Origin of the sequence: Streptosporangium sp. G11, assembly GCF_051192615.1 — a bacterium.
Classification (GTDB): domain Bacteria; phylum Actinomycetota; class Actinomycetes; order Streptosporangiales; family Streptosporangiaceae; genus Streptosporangium.
Map to the genome: position 1 here is coordinate 198,187 of NZ_JBPJUQ010000002.1, position 17,348 is coordinate 215,534.

Genomic DNA, 17,348 nt, shown 5'->3' on the forward strand with positions numbered 1-17,348 from the left:
ACGGTGCGGAGACCCGCTCGCTCACGTGTGCGGAGACCTCGCCCGTCCCCGGGGGAACGGGCGTGTCAGATCGTGTCCGAGAACACCTGCTCACGGGCCTGCTGCAGTGCCGACACCAGGGCGCCGCGCAGCACGGGGTTTCCCCTGACCCGCGAGACCACCACCCTGGGCTGGCTCGGGCAGAACCGGGCCACCGCGTCCTGCACCCTGGCGGCGAGCGCGTCTCCCCCGGCCCTGCCGACGTCGCCGCTGAGCACGATCAGCCCGGGGTCCAGGACCACCGCGACCGCGGCGACGCCGACGGCCAGCCGCCCGGCCAGCTCGTCCAGGAACGCCTCAGCGCCCTCCGTGACGGCCGTACGGACGTAATCTCCCACGGAGCCTCCGTCGACGACCGGCTCTGAACCGGGGCCTGGGCCGATGCCGTGGGCGTTCGCGAGCCCGGTCACGGCGTCGCCGCCGACCAGGCGCTGGAACGAGCCCGACTGGGGCTCGCTCACGTCGGTGGGGAGCGGTTCGCCGGGGACGGGCAGCCAGCCGATCTCGCCCGCGCCGCCGGTGAAGCCGCGGTGCAGCCGCCCGCCCAGCATGACGCCGAGCCCCTGCCCGACCCCCGCCCAGACGAGCACGAAGTCGTCGACGCCCAGTGCCGCCCCGTACGCGCGCTCGGCCAGCGCGGCCAGGTTCACGTCGTTCTCTATCGTCACCGGGACGCCGAGGTCGCGGCGGAGTTCGGCGAGCACGCCGTTGTGCCAGGAGGGCAGGTCGAAGGAGAAGCGCACGTCGCCGGTGCCGGGGTCAACGACGCCCCGGGTGCCGATCACGAAGGCGCGGAGCCGGTCGACGCCGATGCCGGCCGACTCGCACGCCTGGCTGACCGCGCTCCGCACCAGCCGTACCGGGTCGTCGTGCCCGCTGGGGTCCGCGGAGACCTCGGCGACGATGGTGCCGGTGATGTCGGCGACCCCGGCGCTGATCCTGTCGGGCAGCACGTCGAGCCCGACCACGTACGCGCAGGAGGGCACCACCCCGTAGAGCGCGGCGTTGGGACCGCGGCCGCCCGCCTGCTCGCCGACCACCGTGACGAGGTCGCGCTCCTCCAGTCTGGAGAGCAGCTGACCCGCGGTCACCTTGGAGAGCCCGGTGTATTCTCCCAGCTCAGCCCGGGTGAGAGGGCCGCTGGACAGCAGGAGTTCCAGCGCGGCGCGGTCGTTGAGCTGGCGCAGCAGCCGGGGGGTCCCCGGGCGTGTGGGCAAGGTCGTCCTCCCCGTCACGATCCGCTAACGATCGTTTCTTTTAAGAAAGTTTCTTGTTAGTTTAACCCTAGTCAGCCCGCAGGCAAGCGATCGGAACCGCGGGTTGCGGTAGTTCCGACCGCTCCCATTGAGTGCAGAGGGTCGCGGGGGACCCCGGCCATAACAGATGAGCGCAAACCCCGGCGAAAGCCTGAAAGGGAGAACTCCAGTGAAGTTCGCGAGAATCGCCACCACGACGGCCACCACGGCCGCCCTCGCCCTGGGTCTCGCCGCGTGTGGCAGCAGTGAACCTGCCGCCCCGGCCGCCGGCTCCGACGCGACGGCACCCGCCGCGTCCGGCCCCAAATTCGCAGGTCAGACGCTGACCGTCTGGCGCCTCGGCGCTCCCGACGAGAAGCAGAACAAGTTGATGGCCGACCTGAACGCCAAGTTCAAGGAGACCACCGGCGCCGACGTGAAGCTCCAGTGGGTGCCCTGGCCCGACGCGCAGGCCAAGTGGACCGCGGCGCTCGCCGGCGGCGAGGGCCCCGACGTCACCGAGTTCGGCAACGACCAGGTGGCCGCCTGGGTCGCGCAGGACGCGCTGACCGACATCACCGAGGTCGTCAAGGGCGCGCCCGACTTCCAGCAGATCCCGCAGAACCTGTGGGGCTACGAGACGGTGGACGGCAAGATCTACGCCGCCCCGTGGGGTGGCGGCACCCGCGCCGTCCTCTACCGCAAGGACTGGTTCGAGGACCTGAAGATCGAGGTGCCCAAGACCTGGGAGGACCTCGTCGCGGCGGGCAAGAAGATCGTCGCCGAGAAGGGCAAGGACGTCGACGGCTTCGCCTTCAACGGCGGCTCCGACGCCAACATGTCGCTGTCGCCGTTCGTCTGGTCGGCCGGTGGCGACTTCGCCGCCTTCGAGGGCGGCAAGTGGACCGGCAAGCTGACGGAGCCCGGCTTCAAGGAGGGCTTCCAGTACTACACCGACCTGGTGACCAAGCACGGCGTCTCGCGCAAGTCCGCCCTGACCCAGAACTCGGTGGACATCGCGACCCGCTTCGCCAACGGCAAGGTCGGCATGTACGTGACCGGCGGCTGGGACATCACCACCATCAAGGAGCAGAGCGGCGGCAAGATCGACGACGCGAAGATGTCCTTCTTCTCGCTCCCGGCCAAGGACGGCAGCGGCCCGGCCCCGGCCTTCCAGGGCGGCAACGACATCGCCATCTGGAAGGACACCAAGAACGTCGAGCTGTCCGCCGAGTACGTCAAGCTCGCCGCCGGCAAGGAGTTCGGCACCCGCTACGCCAAGGAGGGCGGCCTGCTCCCGCTCTACCCGGAGGCTCTGACCGAGTACGCCTCCGACCCGGTGCAGGCGCCGTTCGCCGAGACCTTCAAGGTCGCCAAGGGCTTCCCGAACGACACCAACTGGGCCGAGGCGAACGACACCAAGGCGGTCCTGCAGAGCGCGGCCCGCTCGGTCATCGAGGGTAAGAAGGACGTCGACACCGCGCTGGCCGACGCCAACAAGGAACTCGAAGAGATCCTGAACCAGTAACCATGGCGAACACCTCAACCATCGCCCGGGACGGGGGCACCCCCTCCGTCCCGGCGCGGGGGCACCGAGGCGCCACGCCCCCGCGCAGGTCCAGCGGGCTGCCCGCCTGGGTCGTCCCCTACGCGCTGCTCATCCCCGGCCTGCTCGTCATCGCCGGCCTGCTGCTCTACCCGCTGTACCAGATGGTCGTCATGTCCTTCCAGAACGTGGGACTGCGGCAGATCCGGGGAGTGCCGGCCGAGTCCGTCGGCCTGGAGAACTACCAGAAGCTGGTCGAGTCCGAGCTGTTCTGGACGTCGCTCCGCAACACCGTCGTCTTCGCCGTCGTCACGGTGGCCTGCACCCTGATCCTCGGCACGCTGGTCGGCCTGCTCCTGCACAAGCTGGGCAAGAAGATGTCGACCTTCCTGATCGTCGGCATCATGGCCGCCTGGGCCACCCCGCAGATCGCCACCGCGATCATCTGGCGCTGGCTGTTCGACGCGGAGGCCGGTGTCATCAACTGGCTGCTGAACGCGCTGCCCGACTGGTTCTCCTCGCTGCTGTTCGGCCGTTCCGACTGGACCGGCGAGCCCTGGCTCAACGACGCGTTCACCATCTACATCGTGCTGATCATCGCAGTGGTCTGGGCGTCGTTCCCGTTCATCGCGGTCTCGGTGCTGGCCGGTCTGAAGAGCATCTCCCAGGAGCTGTACGAGGCGGCCAGGGTGGACGGCGCCTCCGCGTGGCGGATCTTCTGGAGGATCACCTTCCCGCTGCTGAAGCCGGTCTTCGCGGTGCTGACGGTGCTCTCGGTGATCTGGGACTTCAAGGTCTTCACCCAGCTGTTCGTGCTGGCGGGCGGCACGTCCAACCGGGAGGCGTTCAACCTGTCGCTGTTCGCCTTCACCCAGGCCTTCAGCGCGCCGCCCAAGATGGGCATGGGCGCGGCCATCGCGGTGGTGCTGACGCTGATCCTGCTCGTCATCACCTTCTTCTACGTCCGCCAGATCGTGAAGACGGAGGACGTGCGATGACCACCTACGACACACGGGCGCCCCGGGGCAACCCCAGGACGCGCAAGCGGCTCGGCAGGATCGGCCTGAACACCACGGCCGTCGTGGTGTTCCTGTTCGCGGTGTTCCCCGTCTACTGGATGGTGACCACGGCCTTCAAGAGCCGCGAGCAGATCTTCACGACGGACTTCATCCCGTTCCCCACCGACCCCACGCTCGAACACGTGAAGCGGGTCTTCACCGAGGGCATCGCGGGCCACTCCATCTGGCAGTATCTGCTCAACAGCTCCATCGTGGCCGTCGGCACCGTGCTCATCGGCGCGGTGTTCTCCCTGCTGGCGGCGACCGCGGTGGCCCGCTTCCGCTTCCGCGGGCGCACCTCGTTCCTGATCCTGCTGCTCATCGTGCAGATGGTCCCCGGCGAGGCGCTGCTCATCCCGCTGTTCCTGATGGTCAGGCGGGCCGGGCTGTACGACCAGCTCCTCGGCCTCGTCGTGGTGAACGTCGCCATGACGCTGCCGTTCGCCATCTGGATGCTGCGCACCTTCGTCGCGGCGGTGCCCAAGGAGCTGGAGGAGGCCGCCTGGATCGACGGCGCGAGCCGGTTCGCCACCTTCTGGAAGGTACTGTTCCCACTGGTGGCCCCCGGCCTGGTGGCGACCAGCATCTTCTCGTTCATCACCGCGTGGAACGAGTTCGTGTTCGCGCTGACGCTGATCGGCGACCAGGGCAACTACACCATGCCCGTGGCGCTGCGCTACTTCGTCAGCCAGCGGTCGGTGGACTGGGGCGCCATCATGGCCGCCTCGACCCTGATGACCATCCCGGTCATCATCTTCTTCCTGCTGGTGCAGCGGCGGATGGTCTCCGGACTCGTCGCGGGTGCCGTCAAGGGCTGATCCCATCGGTGCTGGTACGGCACGCACCCACAAGGCGCGGGCCGTACCAGCTCTGTTCGTTTTCTCAATGTTTACTTCCATGTCCGACACCCCCCTACATCTCAGGTAAGGAACACCTACCGCCATGTCTGAGTTCATCGCGGATCGCGGCGATCAGGGGCTGCGTCGTCTCGCGGCCGGCACGCTGCTCGCCGCGTTCCAGGGCACCGAGGCACCCGACTGGGTCCTGCGGGAGCTGGAGAACGGTCTCGGCGGCGTCACGCTCTTCGGTTTCAACGTCGCCGACGCCGCACAACTGTCCGCTCTCACCTCCCGTCTACGCGAGACCGCCGACCCGGTCATATCACTGGACGAGGAGGGAGGTGACGTCACCCGGCTCGCCTACCACGTCGGCAGCCCGTACCCCGGCAACGCCGCCCTCGGCGCCGTGGACGACGTCGACCTCACCCGGCGTGTCTACCGGTCCATCGGCGACGACCTGGCCCGCTGCGGCGTCAACCTGGACATGGCCCCGTCCGCGGACGTCAACACCGCCGCCGACAACCCGGTGATCGGCACCCGCTCGTTCGGGGCGGAGGCCGCGCTCGTCGCCCGGCACACCGTCGCCGCGGTCCACGGCCTGCAGTCGGCGGGAGTGGCCGCCTGCGTCAAGCACTTCCCCGGCCACGGCGCGACCCGGCAGGACTCCCACCTGGAGGTCCCGCTCGTCGACGCCTCGGTGGAGCTGCTGCGCGAGCGCGAGCTGGTGCCCTTCCGCGCCGCGATCGAGGCCGGGACCAGGTCCATCATGACCGCGCACGTACGCGTCCCCGCCGTCACCGGCGCGCTTCCCGCGACGCTCTCCCCCGCGGCCCTGACCGGCCTGCTCCGCGGCGAGATGGGCTACGAGGGTGTGGTCATCACCGACGCCCTCGACATGAAGGCCGTCACCGCCGCCTACGGTCTCGCCGGGGGCTCGGTGCTCTCCCTCGCCGCCGGGGCCGACCTGCTCTGCCTCGGCCCGATCCCCACCGAGGACGACATCCGCCTCATCGTGGACGAGATCGTCGCGGCCGTCCACGACGGACGGCTCCCCGTGGCCCGCCTGGAGGCCTCGGCCGAGCGGGTCGCCGCCCTGCGCTCCTGGTTCGGCACGCCCCGCACCGGTGAGGCCGAGCGGGACGTGATCGGCCTCACCGCCGCCCGCCGCGCGGTCAGCCTCACCGGTTCGGCGTCTCCCCTGGTCGACCCGCTGGTGGTCGAGGTGGACACCCCGCCGACCATCGCGGTCGGCGACGTGCCGTGGGGCTTCACACCGCTGCTGCCGCAGGCGGAGGTGCTGCGGGTCAAGCCGGAGGTGGCCGACGTGCCGGGCATCCTGGCACTCGCCTCGGGCCGCTCCCTGATCGTCGTCGTCAAGGACGCCCACCGCTACGAGGTCAGTCAGTCGGTGGTCTCCGCGCTGCTGGCCGCCCGCCCCGACGCCACGGTGGTCGAGATGGGCCTGCCGATCTGGCGTCCGGAGGGTGTCACCTACCTGGCCACCTACGGCGCCGCCCGCGCCAACGCCCAGGCCGCCGCCGAACTCCTCGGCGTCTGACGGCCCCGGCCGCACCTCGCCGCCCTGTCCCGCCGCCCGGCGGCACGGGGCGGTGAGGACGTACCGGCGACGACACGGCCCGCCCTCGCGGTTCTCGCGGGGGCGGGCCGTGTCATTGCCGTGCGCGTCTCCCCGTCAGGACGCCGTCAGGGACGGCGCGCAGGACGTGTTCGCGGGCACCAGGCCGTAGCGGTCGGCGACGGCCTGGATCTCCGCCCTGAGGGCGGCCGGGGGACGGTCGCCGAAACGTTCCAGGTACGCCGCGACCTGCGCGGGGTCGTCGCGCAGGAACGGGAAGTCGGTGGCGACCATGTGCCGGATCGCCAGCAGCGGGACCGGGCTGCCCAGCGGGAGGAAGGACGGGTTCCACAGCCCCGCCTTGGGCGGCGGGCCGGGGTAGAACTCCCCGATCATCAGCCCTTCGGAGACATAGCGTGACTTGAGCGCCTCTTGGGCGTGGTCGATCACCGCCGCCGCCTCGGACTCCGGCAGGTCGGGGAAGAGAACGAGGATCGTGCGGTACTGCGAGGACACTCCCTGCCGTGCGGGCAGCCTCGGGAACCAGTCGCGGTAGCCGGCGAGGGTCTCGGCGGCCTCGGGCCCGCCGGGCCGCCCGGGGCGGACCGCCAGGTAGAAGGTGCCGCGGTCCAGCGCGGTCTGGGCGTACGGGCAGACGGGCCCCTTCCTGCCCAGTTCCTCGTGGGGGCGGCAGAGATACTCTCGTGCCCAGGTGACGATCTCCCTGAGCGGGGTGCGGTAGCGCAGGACCAGATCGTGGTCACCGGCCAGATCGGCGGTCTCCAGGAGGACGCGAGAAGGGTCCGCGGGATCGGTCAGCATGGTGGTTCGCCCTTCCGGGTGTTTCGCTGTGCGAGGCGTGCGCGACGTGCGAGGTGCGTGAGGCGTACGAGACGTGCGAAGACGGTGCGGCGTGCGGGGTCGGCGCCACGTACGACGTGTGCGGCGTCGGCGGCGCGTACGAGAGATGCGAGGTCGGCGCCACGTGCGGCATGCGCGATGTGTGCGGCGCGCACGGGAGGTGTGAGGGCGGTGCCGGTCGAGGAGCGGCCGGAGCCGCGGACGAGGCGGACGACGGCCGGAGCCGCGGCGAGCAGCCCGGCGACGGCCACCGCCGCCCCCGCCCGGCGCAGGAGCGTGTCCTGCCGCCGGGCACGGGCGAGCGCGTCCGCGTACGGGACGGTGGTGTGGGAGATCATCGTGTAGAGCGGGACCCAGCGGCCGGGGAGCGCCCGGGCCAGCAGCAGGTCCGCCTTCTTGCGCAGCAGGTGCAGCGGCGACCGGAGCCGGTCGCGCAGCTCCACGAAGTTCTGCTTGGACAGCTCGTCGAGCACGTCGGTGTGCGGTTTGCGCAGCCGCTGGTACTCGGCGAAGGCGGCCCCGAGGTCACCGGGGTGGTCGCCCACGCAGCGGTCGAGGACCGTGCAGTCCTCGAGCGCCGAGTTCATGCCCTGGCCGTAGAAGGGGTAGACGGCGTGGCAGGCGTCGCCGATGAGCGCCACCCGGTCCCGGTGGTGCCAGGGCGAGGTGCGGATCGACACCAGGTGCCCCACCGGGTGCTCCGCGTACTCCTTGGCCAGGTGGGGCATCAGGTCGAGCGTGTCCGGGAACCGTTCCCCGAAGAACTCCTCGGGGTCGGTGATCTCGCCGAACCTCTCGACGGGCAGGAAGAGCGTGCCGGTGAGCGAGTTGTCGCGGTTGGGGTGGGCGACGATGAGGGCGTCCTCACCCGGCCAGACGTGCAGGGCCTCCAGCCTGGTCCTGGCCGACCCGTCGTCGGCGGCGGGAATGGTCAGCTCCTTGTACCCCCACTCCAGGATCTCCTGGTGGTACTCGGCCCGCAGTCCGTGGTGCATGTGCGCCCGCACCTGCGAGAACGCGCCGTCCGCGCCGATCACCGCGTCACCTTCGACGGTGCTCGCGGCCCCGGTCTCCTCGTGGACGAGACGCGCGGCGGCCGTGTCGCGGTCCAGGCCGACCAGCCGGTGCCGGAAGTGGAAGGTCACCTCCGGCTGGGCCTCGGCGTGGTCGATGAGCGTGGTGATCAGGTCGCGGCGCAGGACCGAGTGGAGGATCTCTCCCTCGTGGGCGCCGTAGGGCTGGAACGGCACCGCGCCGCCGGGCAGGTGGATGGCCCGGCCGCGCATCGGGACGGTGAGCGGCCACAGGGTGTCCATCAGGCCGATGTCGGTGAGCGCCGCGATGCCCCTGGCGGACAGGCCGAGGTTGATCGACCTGCTCTCGTCCTCGTCGAGCAGCCGGGGATCGGCCCGCCGCTCGTAGACCTCGACCCGGAACCCGCGCCTGGCCAGGTAGCAGGCGAGGAGGGTGCCCGCGGGGCCCGCTCCGATGACAGTGATCTTCATGTGGTCTCCAGGCGGGCGACGAGCAGTTCGTTGGGGCCGTCGGCGTGACGCCGCTCGATCCGGCCGAATCCGGCACCGGACAGCCAGGCGGCGATGTCGGCGAAGGAGTGGATCCTGCCGCCCTGGGTGGTGGCGAGGTTGAGGCTGAAGGCGCGGATGAACGCCTCGACCGTCGCGGGCGTGCCCTCGGGCAGGTCGGCGAAGGTCTCCAGCACGACCACCGCGCCGCCGGGGCGCAGCGCGCCCGCCACCCTCTTGAACAGCGCGCGGTTGCCCGCCTCGTCGAACCCGTGGCAGAGGTTGAACAGCAGCGCGGTGTCGTGCCCGGCACCGAGGCCGGCGCCGGCGTCCGGATCGGCCAGGTCGCCGGGGAGCAGGGTGACGCGGTCGCTCAGCCCGGCCGCCTCGATCCTGGCCCGGCCGCCCTCCAGGGCGTTCGGCAGGTCGACGATGGTCGCGGTGAGCCCGGGGTGCGCCTGGCAGAACGCGATGCTGTAGCGGGCGTGCCCGCCGCCGACATCGAGCAGGCGCTCCCCGGGGTGAGGCGCGCTCGCGGCGACCAGCGGGGCGAGCCCGGCGGCCATCCCGTCGAGCATGCTCTGGAACTCGGCCAGCGTCCTGGGCCGCTCCTCGAGCCAGGCGTAGAAGTCGACCTGGGGGACGCCGGTGCGTACCGACTCCTCCAGGCCGTCCCAGAGCTCGGCCAGCACGTCCTGCCAGAAGGCCAGGGCGGGGGCGTAGCTCCACGGGCTCCGCCTGTCGAGGGTGTCCGCCACCATCGGGCTGTTGCCGTACACCCGCGCCTGGCCCAGGGCCCGGTCGAGGTAGCCGAAGGAGGCGAGCGCCTCCAGCAGCACCGCGAGCCCGGCCGGGTCGGTGCCCGTCCTGGCCGCCAGCTCCGTCACGGAGAGGGGGCCGGGCATGAGCGCCTCGAAGACCCCCAGGCGTTGGGCGGCCCCCGCCGCCCGGAACGCCATCGCGCCGATCAGGTCGATATGGGGGCCCGGTGCCCCGCGGAGTTCCTCAGGGTCGAGATAGAGCGGCATCGCTGTCTCCTTGCGCGACGTCGGTTCCCAGTGCGGCCTCACCGCGTCCCGCGACGGGTTCCGCACCGCGTCCCGTGGCGGATTCCGTGACGGGCTCCGAAGCGGGTTTCGAAGCGGGTTTCGAAGCGGATTCCGAAGCGGGCTCCGGAGGGGCGTGCACGTCCTCGGCGTCGGGCAGCTCGGACTCCACCTTCCGCAGGCGAGGCTGGAGGTAGGCGAGCGGCGCGAGCAGCACCAGGCACAGGCCCGTGATCAGGAAGATCGCCGCGATGCCCCGCCCCTCGCCCGTGCCGATCACGGCGCCGAGGGTTCCCGAGAGCGCCCCGCCGGGAGCGAGCATCGGCTCGAAGACCCGGTCGGCCAGCGGCCCCGCGGCCAGGTAGGTGAGCACCGTGGCGGTCTGGGTGAGCGCGCGGACCGTGCTGAGGACCCGGCCCAGCGCCGCGGGGTCGGTCTTGATCTGCAGTACGGTCATCCCGGTCCCCTGCACGAACGGCAGCGTGAACAGGAAGGCGGGCGCCACCACCGCGATCAACCAGGGCGAGGGCGCGAGGCTGTGCAGGGCGAGCAGCACCCCTCCCACGGCGACGAACGCCGCGACACCGCGCACCCGCCGCCTCGGCCCGCCCCAGGCGCTCAGCGCCAGCCCCCCGGCGAAGACCCCCGCGCCGCCCGCGAACATCAGCGCTCCGAGCACCGCGGCCGATCCGAACGACAGGATCAGCGGCTGGACCAGCACCCCGGACATCCCGAAGAACAGGTTGTACGCGGCCAGCACCATGACCAGCTGGAACAGCCCTCGCCTGGCCCGCAGGTAGCGCCAGCCGAACAGCAGGTCCCCGCGCAGCGGCTCCGGCGCGGCCGCGGCTCCGGGGCGGGTGACCTCGCGCGGCAGCCGCACGGCGAACATGACCACCCGCGTGACCAGGAAGGTGACCAGGTCGATCACGACCACGCCGGTGACGCCGACCGTCACCAGCAGCGTCCCCGCCAGCAGCGGCGCCGCGATCTTCACCGAGTCGGCGACCTGCATCAGGCCGTTGGCCCTGCCCAGGTGCCGCTGCGGCATGATCAGCGGCATCATCGCGTGGTACGCGGCCATGTGGAAGGTCCCGAAGACGGCCCCGGCCACCGTGATCACGTAGACGTGCCAGACCTCCAGCGAGCCGTAGACGAGCAGCAGCGCGAGGGCGCCGGTGACCGCGGCGGCCCCGGCGTCGGCGGCCATCAGCATCCGCCTGCGGTCCCACCGGTCGGCCAGTGCCCCGGCGAGCGGGGAGAGCAGCACCTCGGGCAGCACCGCGCACAACATGATCAGCACGAACTCGGTGGCCGAGCCGTTGCGCTGGTAGACCCAGACGCCCAGCACGAACCCCGTCAGGCTCGATCCGATGATCGACAGCAGCTGCGCCGCCCAGATGACGACGAACCTGCGTATCCCGTCATGCACGGCTGTCTCCCACGAGGATTCCGGTGCCGATGTGGTCACCGAGGTAGAGGTCGAGCAGCTTCCCGTCCGCCGGAGGGCAGACCAGCCCCGCGGCGGCGAGGATCTCCTCGGTGGCCGAGCAGTCGAAGGACGGGCCGGGCAGCGCGCCGTACTCGGCGAAGAACGCCGGGTAGGGGGCGATCGGCAGGTCGTCGCCGATCTCCAGCCGGTCACGGACCAGCCGCCGCCATCGGGGGCCCGGCATGAGCCGTACGGGAAAGCCGTGCTCGCGCAGTCCCCCGGCCAGTTCCTCCGAGGTCAGCACGCGCGGGTTGTGGTGGTGGAAGTCGCCGACGGCCCGGCTCGTCGCCAGGTGCACGATCGCCGAGGCGACGTGGTCGACCGGGGCCATGTCGATCCGTTCCCCCTCGGGTACCGCGCCGAGGCGGGCGCACGTGGCGAAGAAGCGGCCGAGGAAGTCACCGGGCACCGACCGGCCGGTGCGGCTGTCGGCGGAGACCCTGGCCGGGCGGTGGATCGCGATCGGCAGGCCGGTCTCCCTGGCGGCGCCCGCGAGCCGGTCGGCGACCCACTTGCTCTGGTCGTAGCCCAAATGCAGCGGGCCGGGGTCCGGCAGCGGGTCGTCCTCCCTGACCGTGCGCTCCCCGGGGGTCAGGTGCACGCCGAGCGTCGAGACCAGGTGGACGGGGGTGGTGACACGACCGGACGCGGCCAGCCGCAGGATCTCCAGGACGGCGTCCACGTTCGCCCGGCGCAGCCGCCGGTAGGGCAGGGCGAAGTTGACCAGGGCCCCGTTGTGCACGACGAGGTCGGTCGTGTCCGCCAGTTCCGCGAACCGGCCGGCAGGCAGGCCGAGGCCCGGCAGGTCGAGGTCCCCGGCGTGCGGGACGATCCGGCCGTCGAAGCGCTCGTCCCAGAGGCCGTACCTGTCGAGGTTGTCACGCAGCCGCCCGGCCGGGGTGTCGCCCCTGACCAGGCAGTGGACCTCGGCCTCGGTGGTGCTCAGCAGCCCGGCGAGCAGGTACGCGCCGAGGAAGCCGGTGGCACCGGTGAGCAGCACCCGGCGCGGCGGCCCCTGGGGGACCGGCGCTCCGGTGTAGGCGATGTCGCCGGGCAGCACCGCCTCCGCGTACAGGTCCACGGCGGCCGGGGTCCAGTCGTTCCCGCCCGCCCGGGAGCCCGCGTCCGGGAGGCCGACGCGCTCGTCCACGGCGGCGGCCAGCTCGGCCAGGTCGGTCGCGGCGAAGAGCGCGGCCATCGGGACCGTCACCCCCAGCTCCGCGGCGATCCTGGAGACGATCTGCGGGGCCAGCAGCGAGTGCCCGCCGAGATCGAAGAAGTTGTCCCCGCGACCGGGGTCCGCCTTGAGCACGTCGGCCCAGATCCCGGCGACGACCCGCTCGGTGCCCTCCCTCGGCGGCTCGTAGGGCGGGGCCTCGCCGTCCGCGTCCGGCTCGGGCAGCGCCCGGAAGTCGACCTTGCCGTGCGAGGTCAGCGGGAGCGCGGGGAGCATGACGACCGCACCGGGCACCATGTAGCCGGGAAGCCGTCCGGCGAGGAACGCGCGCAGCTCGGCGACGGTGAGCCGCTCTCCCACCAGGTAGGCGATCAGCCGCCGGGTGTCGGCGGTGACCACGGCCTCGCGGACGCCGGGGTGGGCCAGGCAGGCCGCCTCGACCTCCCCCGGCTCGATCCGGTTACCGTGGATCTTCACCTGCCGGTCGGTGCGCCCCAGAAACTCCAGGTTCCCGTCGGGCCGGTATCTGCCCAGGTCACCCGTTGCGTACATCCGCGCCCCCGCCCGGGGCGAGAACGGGTCGGGCAGGAAGCGCTCGGCGGTCTGCCCGGGACGGTTCAGGTAGCCGTGGGCCAGGCACTCGCCGCCGATGTGGATCTCGCCCGGCACCCCGATCGGGGCCGGGTTGCCGTGGCGGTCGAGCACGTGGACGCGGGTGTGCGACAGCGCGGTGCCGATCGGCAGGTGCGTGGCCGCGCCCAGTTCCGCGCCGTCGACCGTGCGGTACGAGGTGGCGCAGACGGTCGCCTCGGTCGGGCCGTAGTGGTTGTGGAACGCGACCCGGCCGCCGGTCAGCGCGGCCCAGGCGCGCAGGCGTTCCACCGGAACGCTCTCGCCGCCGACCATCATCGTGGTGATCGGGGCGGCGATCTCGTCCAGTTCCTCCACCCACTGCTGCCAGAGCGCCGAGGCGGTGTCGACCATGGTGATCGAGTGCTCCGCGCAGAGGGCGGCGAGGGCGGGGCCGGTCAGCGAGGCGGGAGCGGGGTGCAGCACCAGCGCGGCGCCGCTGATCAGGGCGGGGAAGACGTCCCCCGCCGAGGCGTCGAAGCTGAGCGGCGGGACCGTCAGCACCCGCTCCCCCGGCCCGAACCCGTGCAGGTCTCTGAACGATCGGGCCAGGTGGGAGAGCGTGCGATGGCCGACGACAACGCCCTTGGGCCGCCCGGTGGACCCGGAGGTGTAGATCACGTAGGCGGTCCGGTCGGGGTGCCCCGCGAGCGGCTCGCGGGTCCTGGCCCTTCCGCTGGTATCGCCGTCCGCCCAGAGGGCCAGGTCTGCGCGGCTGACGACCGGCCCGGCGAACCCGGCGAGTTCCGTCCCGTCCGCGATCGCCGCACGCGCGCCGCAGTCGGCCAGCAGGTACGCCAGCCGCTCGGCGGGCTGCGCCGGATCGAGCGGCACGTAGGCGGCGCCCGCCTTGAGAATCCCCAGCAGCGCCACGATCGCCTCGGGCCCGGCGGCCAGCGCCAGCGCGACCCGCGCCTCCCCGCCCTCCGCGGCGCCCGGCCCCTCCGGCCGCTCCAGCAGCGGCCGGAGCCGGTCGGCCACGGCGTCCGAGGCCCGGTCGAGTTGCCCGTACGTGAGAACGGCGCTCCCCCCGCCGGAAACGGCGGGAGTGATCACGGCTGGGGCGCCGGGGGTACGGGCGGCCTGCCTGGCGATCAGCCGATCGAGGAACTCCCCCGTCCCGTGAACCGTCCGGACCGTTCGAACCGGCCGGACCGGACCGTCCGAGAGCACGTCCCCCGACTCCCAGACGGGATCGTCCGAGAGCACGTCTCCTGAGTCCCAAGCGGGATCGTCCGAAAGCACATCCCCCGGCTCCCAGGCAGGACCGTCCGAGAGCACGTCCCCCGGGTCCGAAGCCACCGCACCGCCGAGCACGATCGCGCGTTCGGCGGCGGGCAGGATCTCCAGCCGCGACAGGCGGCGGCCCGGGTCGGAGACGATCGAGCGGAACAGCGTTTCCAGCTGGGCGCCCATCCGCTCCACCGTGGACCGGTCGAACAGGCCGGTGTTGTAGGCGAACATCAACTGGACGTGCGTGGGATAGACGATCACGTCCAGGGAGAGGTCGAACTTGGCCACCGCCAGTCCCGAGACCACCGGCTCGGTGCGGATGCCGTCGAGTTTGAGCGATCCGGCGTCCGGGTTGCCCAGCATCAGCATCGTCTGGAACACGGGGGTCCTGACCGGGTCGCGGTCGAGGCGCAGCTCGCTCACCACGTGCTCGAACGGCACCGCGGCGTGGCCGTACATCGTGAAGGCGCGCCGCCGCACACGCTTGAGCGTCTCGCGGAAGGTCGGGTCGCCCGCCAGGTCGGCGCGGAGGGCGAGGGTGTTGATGAAAACGCCGAAGACCTGCTCGAACTCCTCCTCGTCGCGACCCGCGACGGGGGTGCCGACGCAGAAGTCGTCCTGGCCGGTGTATCGGGAGAGCAGCACCTGGTAGGCGGCCAGCAGGGCCATGAACGGCGTGCACCGCTCGGCCCGCGCCATCCCGGTGATCCCCCGCCACAGCTCCAGCGGGATCCGGTGGATCACCAGATCGCCCTCGGTGGTCCGCACGGCCGGGCGCGGCCGGTCGGTGGGCAGTTCCAGCGCAGGGACGCCGTCGAGCTCGCGCACCACGGCGGTGACGTCCACCGGATGCTCGCGCTGCCCGCGCACGTAGTCGGCGTACTGACGCGCGGGCGCGAGGGGGGACGGCAACCCGAGGGTGAAGGCCGTGTACAGCGACGCCAGCTCCCCGAACATGACCTGCTCGATCGACCAGGCGTCCCCGGCGATGTGGTGCACGACGACCAGCAGGACGTGCTCGTCGGGACCGGTGCGCACCAGGCTCGCCCGCAGCAGCGGCCCGGTGACCAGGTCGAACGGCCGGTTGCTCCGCTCGGCGAGCAACGCCTCCAGCTCCCGCTCCCGCGACGCCCCCGCGCCCCCGCCCGGCGAATCATGCGGCGGCACGTTCGGCTCGTGCTGCGGTTCGTACGGCGCGTGCGGTGGTGCGTGCAACGGCCCGCCCGGCGAACCATGCGGCGAGCCGCCGCCGTCCGTCCCCCGCTCCGGCGGCGTCCCGTACGGCGACGGCTCGCCGGTCAGGTCGAGTCTCTCCATTACCAGCGGCACGGGATCCAGGACCGTCGCGACCGGGGAGCCCCCGACCTCGGGAAAGACGGTCCGCAGCGCCTCGTGCCTGGCCACGATCTCGCCCAGCGCCCGTTCCAGGGCGCCGGCGTCGAGCGGCCCGGTGAGCCGCTCGCAGATGATCATGTTGTACGTCCCGTTTCCGGGAGTGAGCCGGTCCAGGAACCACAGGCGCTCCTGGGCGTACGAGAGCGTGCTCACGCGACCTCGCCCCGCAGACGCGTGACCTCCTCGACGACGCCGGCGATGGTGGGGTTGTCGAAGAAGACGTCCAGGGAGATCTCCACGCCGAGCCTGCGGCGGGTCCTGGCGATGATCTGGGTGATGGTCAGCGAGTGCCCGCCGAGGTCGTAGAGGTCCTCGTCCAGCCCGATGTCGTCGAGGCGGAGAAGCTCCTGCCAGATTTCCCGGACCTGCGCGGTGACCGGGTCCTCCTCGGCGGGAGGTTCCGTCACGTTGTCGGGGGCCGGGACGAACAGGTCGGTCACGGGAGACTCCTCGTGGGACGTTGAGTGGGGTGGTTCCGCCAGATCCGCGACCTTCGCACGGGGTTCGGCGGAGATGGCGCGCAGCAGCGCGCGCAGGTGACCCGCGATCCTGGACACGTCGTCGTGACCGATCGCGGCGGGATTGAAGCGGAGACCGAGGGTGAGGCTCGACCCGGCGTCCACGGCCTGGATGTGCAACGCGCCGTGGGCGGCCCCGTTGAAGACCGTCCACTCCACGCCCGCCCCGACACCGGGGAACTCCGGGACGGCCGCCCTCCTGCGGTAGCTGAGCACGACCGGCGAGGAGGGCGGCTCCGGGGGCGCGTGCCGGAACCGGTACATGGCGTGGAGCTCGCCTTGAACCGCGCGCAGGTAGTCGGGAAACCCCTCGTCGAGGCCGGGGTGCGAGGCGAACGGCACCCGCGCCACGAACGGCCCGACGCGGTCGCGCGTCTCACACGTGCGGGTGCCGAGGTCGAGGGCCAGTGGCGACGCGGAGGTGCCGTACCGGCGCAGCAGCACGCCCACGGCCGCCAGCAGCAGCTCGAACCTGGTCGCGCCGAGCGCCGTGGCGGCCTCGGTGAGGGCCCCGGACTCCGCGCCGCCGAGCACCATCTCGACGATCTCACCGGGACCGGTGCCGCGCGGGGCGGCGCGCAGGCCGGGCAGGACCAGCTCGGCGGGCTCGCGGTCGCGCTCCTTCCAGAACTCCTCGGCGCCGTCGGGCGGCGCGGGGATGGCCCCGCCGTGCGCTCCGGAGCGGCCACGCCGGTCCGTCCGCGCGGACGGCGGGTTCTGCGAGGAGCCGTACGGCGGCGGAACCGGGGAGGACTGCGACGTCGGGCCGGGCAGGGTGGCCCGCGAGAAGTAGGCGTCGGCCAGGTCGCGGACCAGAATGTCCTTGGAGTCCGCGTCGAACACCCGTCCGTGCGCCGTGAAGAGCAGCCTGACGCGCTCGGGACCCACCGTGACCAGCGTGAACCGGGCGAGCGGGCCGCGTTCCAGGTCGAACGGGCGTGCGGCCTCGGCCGCGGCGACCCCGGGGTAGCGCTCCGGGGTCGACTCCGTGCGGGTGACCCTGACCCGGCCGAGCACCGGGTGCCTTCCGGCCACGTCGGCGCACGCTCCCAGCAGCGCCGGAACGTCGACGGGACCGTTCAGGTGAAGCGCCAGCGGGATTCCCCGCAGGTCGAAGGGGGCGTTCGACATCCTGTCCGTCTCCCTCGTGGGTGACTCGCTTCGGGCAGGCACCGGGGCT

At 72.0% G+C, this 17,348-nt stretch carries 11 protein-coding genes; 4 read left to right on the forward strand and 7 right to left on the reverse strand.

The annotated features are described in order from the left end of the window. Positions 1 to 65: 65 nt before the first annotated feature. Complete coding sequence (locus ACSDR0_RS02940; RefSeq protein ID WP_435287134.1) at positions 66 to 1,256, reverse strand: ROK family transcriptional regulator; 1,191 nt, start codon at positions 1,254 to 1,256, stop codon at positions 66 to 68. Between the two features lie 208 nt (positions 1,257 to 1,464). On the opposite strand from ACSDR0_RS02940, the gene ACSDR0_RS02945 reads away from it, so the two are divergent. The 4 genes from ACSDR0_RS02945 to ACSDR0_RS02960 all read left to right on the forward strand — a co-directional run bounded on the left by ACSDR0_RS02945 (position 1,465) and on the right by ACSDR0_RS02960 (position 6,275). Then, positions 1,465 to 2,802 carry an extracellular solute-binding protein gene (locus ACSDR0_RS02945; RefSeq protein ID WP_435287135.1) on the forward strand — a complete coding sequence of 446 codons (1,338 nt, stop codon included), beginning with the start codon at positions 1,465 to 1,467 and terminating at the stop codon, positions 2,800 to 2,802. Between the two features lie 2 nt (positions 2,803 to 2,804). Next, positions 2,805 to 3,818, forward strand: coding sequence for a carbohydrate ABC transporter permease (locus tag ACSDR0_RS02950; protein ID WP_435287136.1), 1,014 nt, complete (start codon positions 2,805 to 2,807; stop codon positions 3,816 to 3,818). Further along, entirely contained in the window at positions 3,815 to 4,696 is an 882-nt protein-coding gene (locus tag ACSDR0_RS02955; RefSeq protein WP_435287137.1) for a carbohydrate ABC transporter permease, read from the forward strand. Before ACSDR0_RS02950 ends, ACSDR0_RS02955 begins: the two co-directional genes overlap by 4 nt. A gap of 124 nt (positions 4,697 to 4,820) precedes the next feature. Next, positions 4,821 to 6,275 (forward strand): glycoside hydrolase family 3 protein, encoded by a 1,455-nt coding sequence (locus ACSDR0_RS02960; RefSeq protein ID WP_435287138.1) that lies wholly within the window; start codon positions 4,821 to 4,823, stop codon positions 6,273 to 6,275. 135 nt (positions 6,276 to 6,410) lie between these two features. Here ACSDR0_RS02960 and ACSDR0_RS02965 read toward each other — a convergent pair whose 3' ends face one another. The 6 genes from ACSDR0_RS02965 to ACSDR0_RS02990 are packed head-to-tail and all read right to left on the reverse strand — an operon-like array spanning position 6,411 to position 17,299. Continuing rightward, positions 6,411 to 7,115 (reverse strand): DUF6875 domain-containing protein, encoded by a 705-nt coding sequence (locus tag ACSDR0_RS02965; protein ID WP_435287139.1) that lies wholly within the window; start codon positions 7,113 to 7,115, stop codon positions 6,411 to 6,413. Further along, positions 7,109 to 8,659, reverse strand: coding sequence for an FAD-dependent oxidoreductase (locus ACSDR0_RS02970; protein WP_435287140.1), 1,551 nt, complete (start codon positions 8,657 to 8,659; stop codon positions 7,109 to 7,111). Before ACSDR0_RS02970 ends, ACSDR0_RS02965 begins: the two co-directional genes overlap by 7 nt. After that, positions 8,656 to 9,705, reverse strand: a complete 1,050-nt coding sequence (locus tag ACSDR0_RS02975; RefSeq protein WP_435287141.1) for a methyltransferase — start codon at positions 9,703 to 9,705, stop codon at positions 8,656 to 8,658. The genes ACSDR0_RS02970 and ACSDR0_RS02975 overlap by 4 nt, the downstream gene beginning before the upstream one ends. Then, positions 9,683 to 11,155, reverse strand: coding sequence for an MFS transporter (locus ACSDR0_RS02980; RefSeq protein ID WP_435287142.1), 1,473 nt, complete (start codon positions 11,153 to 11,155; stop codon positions 9,683 to 9,685). The genes ACSDR0_RS02975 and ACSDR0_RS02980 overlap by 23 nt, the downstream gene beginning before the upstream one ends. After that, on the reverse strand, positions 11,148 to 15,803 hold the full coding sequence (locus ACSDR0_RS02985; RefSeq protein WP_435287143.1) for a non-ribosomal peptide synthetase: 4,656 nt from the start codon (positions 15,801 to 15,803) through the stop codon (positions 11,148 to 11,150). The genes ACSDR0_RS02980 and ACSDR0_RS02985 overlap by 8 nt, the downstream gene beginning before the upstream one ends. Then, positions 15,800 to 17,299 carry a condensation domain-containing protein gene (locus ACSDR0_RS02990; RefSeq protein ID WP_435287144.1) on the reverse strand — a complete coding sequence of 500 codons (1,500 nt, stop codon included), beginning with the start codon at positions 17,297 to 17,299 and terminating at the stop codon, positions 15,800 to 15,802. Before ACSDR0_RS02990 ends, ACSDR0_RS02985 begins: the two co-directional genes overlap by 4 nt. Positions 17,300 to 17,348: the final 49 nt, after the last annotated feature.